Genomic DNA, 9,147 nt, shown 5'->3' with positions numbered 1-9,147 from the left:
AGGCACGGAGCAGGCATCGGGGCGGCCGCCACAGACGCGCAGCACGTAGCGCCCATCGAAGCCGACCGACCAGGCATCGCGGTAGCCGTAGGAGGTGCCGGTCTTGTAGGCGATGCCGCGCCGGGCGGCACCCTCGGGCGGCTTGACGCCCGACAATATGTCGGTGATCTGCCAGTTCGCCTGATCGTCAAGTATGGTAGCTGTGGCGCGTTCGGCATTCGCCGGCTCGGTGCCGTCATGCAGCGTGTGGGCCTTGCCGCCATTGGCAAGCCCGGCATAGAGCTGGACGAGGTCGCGCAGCGTCACGCCGACGCCGCCAAGGCCGATGGCGAGACCCGGCGCCTTGTTGACGGGCAGGATCGGCGTGACGCCGGCCTGCCGGAAGCGCGCGAGCAGCCGCGCCGGCCCGACCGCGTCGAGCACACTGATCGCCGGCACGTTGAGAGACAGTTGCAGCGCCTGCCGGATGCTGACGTCGCCCTGGTAGCCCATGTCGAAATTCTTCGGCCGGTAGCCGGAAAAATCCGTCGGACTGTCGTCGATCAGCGTTTCCTGCGCGACCAAGCCCTGTTCGAAGGCGAGCCCGTAGATGAACGGTTTCAACGTCGAACCGGGCGAGCGGACGATTCTGGTCATGTCGATCCAGCCGGAGCGGCTGGCGTCGAAATAGTTGGCGGACCCGACTTCGCCGAGGATCTCGCCGGTGCGGGCGTCGGCCAGCACCATGGCGACGGACAGGCGGGGGCCGAGCCTGGTTGCGGCATCCCTGGCCACCTGTTCCAGCCCTTCCTGGACGCTTTTGCGGATCGTCAGTTGTAGCTTCTGGCCGGGGCCGGCCTTGGAAAGCGCCGCGTAGGCGGCGTGAGCGGCGAGCGCCGGCAGCGTGCGGCGGACGCCTGAAACGTCGTCGAGCGCGGCACGTGCGGCCTCGCGCTCGCCGAGCAGGCCCGATGAAACCATGCGCGCCAGCACCCGGTCGCGGGCGGCATGAGCGATTGCGAGATTGCGGTCGGGCCGGCGCTTTTCCGGCAACTGCGGCAGGGCAACAAGCAGGGCCGCCTCCGAGACCGTCAGCCGCTTCGGCTCTTTGCCGAAATAAGCCAGCGAGGCGGCGCGCACGCCTTCGAGGTTGCCGCCATAGGGCGCCAGCGTCAAATAGCGTTCGAGGATCTCACGCTTGGTAAGCCGCCGCTCGATCTGTAGGGCGCGCAGCATCTGCTTGATCTTCGAGCCTAGGCTGCGGCTGTCGCGCGGCTCTGCCAGCCGGGCGAGTTGCATCGACAGCGTCGAGCCGCCGGAGACGATACGGCCACTTTTTAAGAACTGGCCGGCGGCGCGGGCCAGCGCCAGCACGTCGACGCCTTCATGGTCCCAGAAGCGCTTGTCCTCGTAAATCACCAGCATGTCTGCGAGCTGCTTGTCGACCTGGTCGAGGCGGGTGGCGAGCCGCCAATAGCCATCCGGCGTGGCGAAGGCGCGCAACAGCTGGCCGTCGCGGTCCTGCACTTCGGTCGACACGGTGAGTTCGGCCGGCAGCGGCGGCGGAAAGGCGCGGTCGAGCTGCCAAAGCCCGCCCGCGGCGATTGCTGCAAAGCCGGCGAGGGAGGCGGCGGCGATGGCCGAACGGCGGCGCAGGATTTTTCGGTAAAGCACCGCGCTGCCCCTCATCCGCCTGCCGGCATCTTCTCCCCGTATAGTGACGGGGAGAAGGGGGCTGTCGCGACCCTTGGCGCCTTTTCTGCGACGTTCGAGGTTGGCGAAAACTTCGGCGCAAGCTTCTTTCTTCCCGTCTCTGTACGGGGAGAAATGCCCGGCAGGGCAATGAGGGGCAGCGCCATCGCCATATTCGCCACCATCGGCGCCTTATGGCGCCTTGACCTCCATCATCCCGGTCGCGGTGCGGGCCGAATATTGCGGCCGGTACATGTCCTCGACCGTTGCAGCCGGATGAGCATAGGTGCCCGGTGTCACCGCGCGCACGACATAGGCGAGCGTAATGTTGCGGTCGCCGTCGCCATCGTTCGGATTGAAGGCCGCGACGAAACGGTCGTCGCGGAATTCGAGATGGGCGGCGTCGGTCTGAGCCAGCCACGAGAAGTTCGACAACTGGGCGCTGGAAACCAGGCCCGGATTGTCGATTTCGAAGCCGGCCGGCAGCAGATCGGTGATCACGAGCCGCGACGGCCACTTGTTCTGCTCGTAGATATTGAGCACGACGACATAGCGTTCGCTCTGGGTCGCCTCCGTGACATTGGCTTCGGTGCCGTCGAGCTTGTAGTAGGTGCGGCCGATGGTGAAGCCGTTGCCGCCGGCCGGCAGCGGCTGGATCGGCGAGGCCACCGTGGTGACGACCGCCTGCAGCGGATTGCTGCCGGTGTTGGCGACGGTCAGCGGGCTGTCGGCAATGTCGCTGCCGGCGATCTGGTCCGAATAGGCGCCGGCATGCGGCGCGCCGTTGATGGTCAGCGCGATCGAATCGTTGCCGGCCTTCAGTGCGCGGGCCGCCAGCAGCATCCAGGACTCGTCCTGCGTGCTGGTCCATCTGACGGCGGCGCGTTCCTGCGTCACCCGCTTGATAAGCGTCGGCACGATCGTCGGCACCGGCTTCGATTCGGCGGCAAGCGCCAGCATCGCCGCGCCGTCGCGCAGCGGCGAGCCATAATCGGACCTATAGTAGTCGTATGCTGAGCTTGAACTGGCCAGTTGCAGGGCGGCCTGGAAGGTGGCTTCCGAGCGCTGCGTGTCGCCATAGAGCGCCAGGCCCGCCGCCAATTGGGCAACGGCCATCGGGCTGGTAAAGGCTTCGATCTGGGTGTCGGCATAGTAGCGCAGATCGCCGATCGAGGCCTTCTTGTTGCGGGCCAGTACATAGAGCGCATAGGCGATCTGGCTGCCGCGATCCTTGACGTCCTGGTCGTAGCCGATCGCGTTTTGCAGATTGCTCAGCGCCTGGTTCATCGCCTGGGTCGGCACGTCGTATTTCTGCTCGCGCGCCCGGGTCAGGAAGTCGGTGACATAGGCGTCGAGCCACAGGTCGCCGGAGCCCGGGCCCCACAGGCCGAAGCTGCCGGCCGAAGCTTGGTAGCTCAGCACCTTGTAGATGGCGTCCTGGATGCGGCCGCGCAGGTCGGCGTCGCTGGCCATACCGACGCCCGAGGCCATTTCGTTGACATAGAGAAGCGGCATGGCGCGGCTGGTGGTCTGCTCGGCGCAGCCATAGGCGTAGCGGTCGAGCGTCATCAGGAGCGACGGCACGTCGAAGGCCGCCGCCTGCGAAACGCCGACGCTAACCGAAGCGCCGTCGAGCACGCTTGCCGCCAGGAGCTCCTTGTCGACGCGCAGCGACCCGCCATTGCCCTTGAGGTCGACCACCATGCGGGTGGTCACCGGCAATTGCGCCGGGCGCACCGGAACATACAGCGTCTGCTCGACAGCGGTGCCGTCGGCATGGGCGAGCTTGATGGTGATCGAGCCGTTGCCCGGCGTTTCAGCGATCAGCGGCACGGTTAACGTCTGCCGCTTACCCTTGGCGAGCGTCAGCTTTTCGGGCAGGGCGGCACTGCCGGTCGAAAGATTGGCGGTGGTGTTTATCGACAGTGCATAGTCGCCCTCCGGGCCGTCGGCGTCGGTGACGTCGAGCCGCATGACGGCCGAATCTTCAGGCGCCAGGAAGCGCGGCAGGCCGGCGGTGATCACCACCGGATCGCGCACGATCACGTCGGACTGGGCATGGCCGACCCCGTCCTTAGTCCAGGCGACGGCCATGACGCGCACGGTGCCGTTGAATTGCGGGATGTCGAAGTCGATCCGCGCCTTGCCGTCGGCGTCGAGCGGGACCGGACCGGAGAAGAAAGCGACCAGCTTTTCGGTCGGCGGGCTGCCTTGCGATTGTATGTTGGCGCCGTCGCCGCCGGTGCGCAGCTTGCCTGATGTGCCCAGCGAGCCGTCGATCAGACGGCCGTAGAGGTCGCGTACCTCAAGGCCGAGCATGCGCTGGCCGAAGAACCAGGTCTCAGGATCCGGCACCTTGTAATTGGTCAGGTTGAGGATGCCGACATCGACGGCCGCGACCATGACATAGGCGTTGGCACCCGGCTGCATACCGGCCACGGAGACCGGGATCGACAGCTGCTGGCGCGGCATGGTCTTGTCCGGGGGCGTCAGGGTGACGGCGAGCTTCTTGGAGCCCGGATCGACCTTCAGCCATTTGACGCCGATGGCGCGCGCCGGCATGCGCGTTTCCTGCGCGTCGCCCGGCCTGAACAGCGTTGCCGTGACATAGGCGCCGGCGCCCCAGTCGTCGCCGACCGGGATGTCGATGGTGATGCCATCTGCCGGCACGCTGGCGGTGACGGTTTTCAAGAGTTTGTCGGCGCCGATGGTGAGGAGCAGCTCGCCGGCAAAATGCGGCGACACTTTGAGTTTGGCCACTTCGCCCGCCGCGTAGTTGTCCTTGTCGAGGGCGATTTCGAGGCCGTCAGGCGTTTCGGTGGTGGTGGAGCTGACATACCAGCCGGCGTCGAATTCGTAGCTGGTCGCCGGGCCTTCCGGGTCCGATGTCTCGATCTCGAGCCGATAGCGGCCCCAGTCGACCGGCAGCGACACGGTGGCCTCGCCGTCGGCGGTCAGGTCGACCTGGCCGTTGGCCACCGACTTGGTGAAGGTGACCGGCTCATAGTTCCAGGAATTGCTTGAGCGGTACCATTGATAATTGCGTTCGACCTTGACCAGCGACCATTGCGCGCCCTGCAGCGCCTCGCGCCTGCCGTCGGGGTCGACCGCAATCAGGCTGAACTTCGCCGTGCCGCCTTGCGGCACCTCGTCACCCTCGAAATCCGGGCGGATGCCGATCATGTGGCCCTGCGGCCGGATGCCGATGTTGAGCGAGCGCTCCACGGCGCGGCCGCCGGTCTCGCGCATCCTGACCGCAACCTTGGCATCGACGAGCTTGGTGGTCGAGGGCAACTGGTCGACGGAAACCGGGAAGGTCGCCTTGCCGTCCTCACCGACCACCGGCAGATCCGTGAACGGCGTGACTGACGGTTCCGCCGACTGCTCGTCGGCGAGGCCGAAGGAATAGCCCTTGAAGCGGTCCCAGTCACGGGTGGTCGACAGCGTCAGTTCGCCTTCGAGCGCCAGCCCGGCGGCCGGCGCGCCATAAAGGAAGCGGCCGTCGACGGTGACGTTGGCAGTTTCGCCCTGCGCGATCTCCTGCTTGTCGGAGGACAGGTCCAACTCGATGCGATCCGGCACGAAATCCTCGACCAGGAACATCTGGCTGGCGACCGCCGCCTGCTTGGGGTCTGTGTGGATCGCCATCGTCCAGGTGCCGCGCATGGCGTTGGGTTCGAGCGGCAGGTCGACGGCGTGGCCGCCGGCCGATGCGCCGTCGCTGACGATGCGGCGGTTCTCGACGCCGTCGGGACGGGTGAAGATGAAGGTCAGCGGCAGGTTCTCGACCGCCTTGGCGGCGCCGTCGCGGGCAAGCGCCGCGACGTGGACGTCCTCGCCGGCGCGGTAGATGCCGCGTTCGGTCCAGGCATAGACGTCGAGTGCGCCCGGCGCCGGACGCCCGGTGACGCCACGATCCGAAAGATCGAAGCCGGCGCGGCCCATGTCGAGGAAGACGAAGTCGCTGTCACCTTGCTTGGCTATCAGCACCGCCGGGACCATGCCGCCGTCGCCGCGCGTCAGTCCGGGGTTGAAGACGGCGCGGCCTTCCGCGTCCGTGGTTGCGGTGCCGAGGATTTCGTTGTTCCTGGCGAGCAGCGTCAGTTCAGCACCTGATATCGGCTTGGCGGTTCCGAGCGAACGGGCAAAGACGTTCAGCCCATCCTGTCCGGTATAGGTCGACAGGCCGATATCGGAGACGACGAACCATTGCGTAGCGCGCGAATCATAGTCGTTGTCATTCTCGTCGACCGGTTGCGCGGTCAGCACATAGACGCCGGGCTTGCGCTGCGGCAGTGCTTCGTCGACCGGGAAGGAGGTGGTGACTTCCTTGTTCAGGTCGTTGGCGATGTCGAGCTGGCCTTGCCAGACCGGCTCGCCCATCTGATCGGAAATGTTGGAGATGTCATAGCCGTCAAGCTGGCGCAGGAACTGGTAGCCGGACAGAAGCTGGGTCAGCGAGCGGTCGCCGATGCGATAGAGCTTCATTTCGGCGGCGTTCATGTTGACGGTGACGACCGGAATACCGCGGCGCGCGCCGGCAGGCAGCACGAAGCTGTCGCCGGTGAAACGGACGGACGGCGCGCGGTCCTGCACATAGATGGACAGCACCACCGGTGCGGTGATCACCTCGCCGATGGCGGCCGGCAGGCCGGGGCGGAAGGTCACGTCGTAGTGCTGGCCGTGCTCGAGCCCTTCGACGCAGATCTGCTTGTCCTTGGCCTCGACGCCCTTGGGAGCGGCGTTGTCGACGGTGACGAATTGCGAATAGTCGACGCCGGTCTTGACCAGATCCTCGGAAAACTGCGCGCAGATGCGCGGCGCACTGGTGTCGGCTTCGACCGTGTGATCGATGACGCGAAAGCCCTTGCGCGCTTTCAAGTCTTCATAATCGGCCTTGACCGCCGGAGAATTGAGCAGAGCGAGGCTCGCTTCGTAAGCCTGCAGGGCGGGCCGGGCGAGGTCGCGGCGATCGAGCGCGGCGCCAAGCAGCGCCAGCACGTCGGCGCGCGTCTTGGTGGTGCGCAGCAATTTGTAGGCGTTGAAGCCGGCGGAGGTGGCGTTCGCAGGCAGGGTAGACGCCTCCGCGCTGTTGGCGGTCGGCTGCACGGCGAGCGTTTCCTGCGCCAGTTCGAACCAGAGCTGGCCATCATCGGGCAATACCGAAACCAAAGCCTCGTATTTCTGCATGGCCGAGCGGTGGTCGCCGGTCAGCGACGCCTGTTCGGCCGCCTCCCTCAGTGCCGTCAGCCCTTCGGTGGGCTTGGTGTAGGCCGGGCCTGTGAGCCTGTTGCGGTATTGCTGGGCCTGGTCGGCCATCCAGGTGGGGAAGAAGGCGAGATCCGGCGGCGCGCCGATATCGAGGTCGCCATCGATGTTAACGACCTTGCCGGCGACGGCGCCCTTGAAGGGTTTCAGCGTGTTGTAGTCGGATTTGAGAAAACACCATTTGGCTTTGGGGTTGTAGGTGAAGGCGCGGCAGGCCGGATCGCCCAGGCATGTCGTCTTGCACTGGTCGAGGCTGACATTCTGGTCGGATCTGAGATCGAAGCCGAAATAATCGGAATTGTCTGACGTCACCACCCGGCGCGCTTCGGCCGCTTGCGCGACACCGCTCCAGGTGAAAAAGAGAAGGAAAAGAATCGACAGACCACGAGCCGCGCGCATTGCCATAAACCCCTCCAGACACTGCTTTACGTTACGTCCGGACATGTTCAAGCTTCAGTCAGCCTTGTCAACACGAGGACGCGGCAGGATCCGCCTGCCAACGGTTTCCTTTCCGGCCGATGACCGGTAGTACCTCCATAGGACAGGGATCACGCATTCTTGCGGTGACGCAGAAGGTGTGAATTCCAAGCCCTGTCCATTTCAGACAATTGGATTGTGGCCCCTTTACGAGCAATTCAGAACTTCATTCCAATTTTAGCTTTGGACGCTAGGGTAGAGTTGTAATGTCGGCGTATGAAAAGCAGATGTCGGGAGGAACCGCGCCACGGCGCGTGTTTTCGCTCGCTTTGCTTTTCTCCTTGCTATGTTCGACTGCACTGGTTGCCGCGAGCGGAAATGCGGCCGCTTTCGAGATCTTCGGCATCAAGCTGTGGGGATCGTCGGAGGATGAAGATGCCGACATCGTCGATCCGTTGCGCTATGCGGTGACCATCGAGGCGCCCGACGCCGACGAGGATCTCGCCGAGAAGCTCGAAAACGCCTCGGCGCTGAAGGACGACGAAGAACGTCCAGTCTCTGGTTCGCTCGGCCTGCTGGCCAAGGCGCGTGGCGACCGCGATCAGCTTGTCGCCGCACTTTATGCGGACGCCCGTTACGAGGGCGTCGTCACCATCACCATCGAAGGCAAGCCGCTCGACGATTTGCCGCCCGACGCCGAATTTTCGGGTCCGCAGCCGATTCCGGTGGTGATCAACATTGCGACCGGGCCGAAATTCACGCTTGGCGACATCAGGCTGGCGGGCGATGCCGCGGGGCTGGCGGGGGCCGATTTCGGCCTGATCGCCGGCGGCGATGCCGGTTCCGGTGCCGTGCTCAAGGCCGAGGCGTCGATCGTGCGGGCGCTCAAAGAGGAAGGCAGGCCGCTGGCCAAGGTGACGGAGCGCGAGATCATTGCCGACCACGCCACCTCGACGCTCGACGTGACGCTGACTGTGGCGGCCGGGCCGGTTGCCGGCTACGGCGACACCACGGTCGAGGGCACCGAAAAGGTCGACCGCGATTTCACCGAATATATGACAGGCCTGAAGCGCGGCCGCCAATATTCGCCGGAAGAAATTGACGAGGCGCGCGACCGCCTGCTCGGGCTGGAAGTCTTCAACAGCGTGACGCTGAAGGAGGCCGACAGTCTCGACGCCGACGGCAACATCCCGATCGGCGTCGAAGTGAGCGAGCGCAAGCCGCGCTATTTCGGCCTTGGCGGCACCTTCTCCAACACCGAGGGGCTCGGCCTTGAAGGCTATTGGGGCCACCGCAACCTGTTCGGCCGTGCCGAAAAGCTGCGCATCGAGGGCGCAATCAGCGGTATCGGCAGCAATGAGCTGACCGAGCTCAACTACAATGCCGGCATCATGTTCGAAAAACCGGGCGTGGTCGGGCCGGCGTCGAAATTCTTCGCCGGCGCCAACACCGTATTAGAGCATCCCGACGCCTACGACCATTTCTCGGTCAAGGGCAACACCGGCCTGTCTTATGAACTCGACAGGCAGCAGACGGTTTCCGCGGAAGTCGCGCTCGACTATTCGAAGATCACCGATTCCTTCGGCAAGCACACCTATCTGATAGCCAGCATTCCGCTGCGATATGTCTTCGACAACCGGGACAGCCGGCTCAATCCGACGACGGGATTCAGGGCGCTGGCCTATGCCGAGCCGAGCTACGACATTTTGAACGGTGCGGCCTTCGTCAAGCTGAGGGGCGAAGGGTCGGCCTATCAGTCGCTCGACGCGGCCTCGAAGTTCGTCTTGGCCG

At 65.0% G+C, this 9,147-nt stretch carries 3 protein-coding genes; 1 reads left to right on the top strand and 2 read right to left on the bottom strand.

Annotated features, from left to right (window positions below):
- Nucleotides 1–1,668 (bottom strand): penicillin-binding protein 1C (pbpC, locus tag EOA85_RS19030; protein ID WP_127210763.1); only part of this gene is annotated, 1,668 nt, incomplete at its 3' end.
- A 195-nt stretch (nucleotides 1,669–1,863) separates the two neighbouring features.
- Complete coding sequence (locus EOA85_RS19025) at nucleotides 1,864–7,344, bottom strand: alpha-2-macroglobulin family protein (protein WP_127210762.1); 5,481 nt, start codon at nucleotides 7,342–7,344, stop codon at nucleotides 1,864–1,866.
- Between the two features lie 278 nt (nucleotides 7,345–7,622).
- On the opposite strand from EOA85_RS19025, the gene EOA85_RS19020 reads away from it, so the two are divergent.
- The coding region (locus EOA85_RS19020; RefSeq protein WP_164759745.1) for an autotransporter assembly complex family protein at nucleotides 7,623–9,147 on the top strand (1,525 nt) is incomplete at its 3' end.

It is taken from the genome of Mesorhizobium sp. M5C.F.Ca.IN.020.29.1.1 (assembly GCF_003997375.1).
Taxonomy (GTDB): domain Bacteria; phylum Pseudomonadota; class Alphaproteobacteria; order Rhizobiales; family Rhizobiaceae; genus Mesorhizobium; species Mesorhizobium wenxiniae.
Note: the sequence above shows the minus strand (reverse complement) of the source record. Positions and strands in the feature narration are given on the sequence as shown.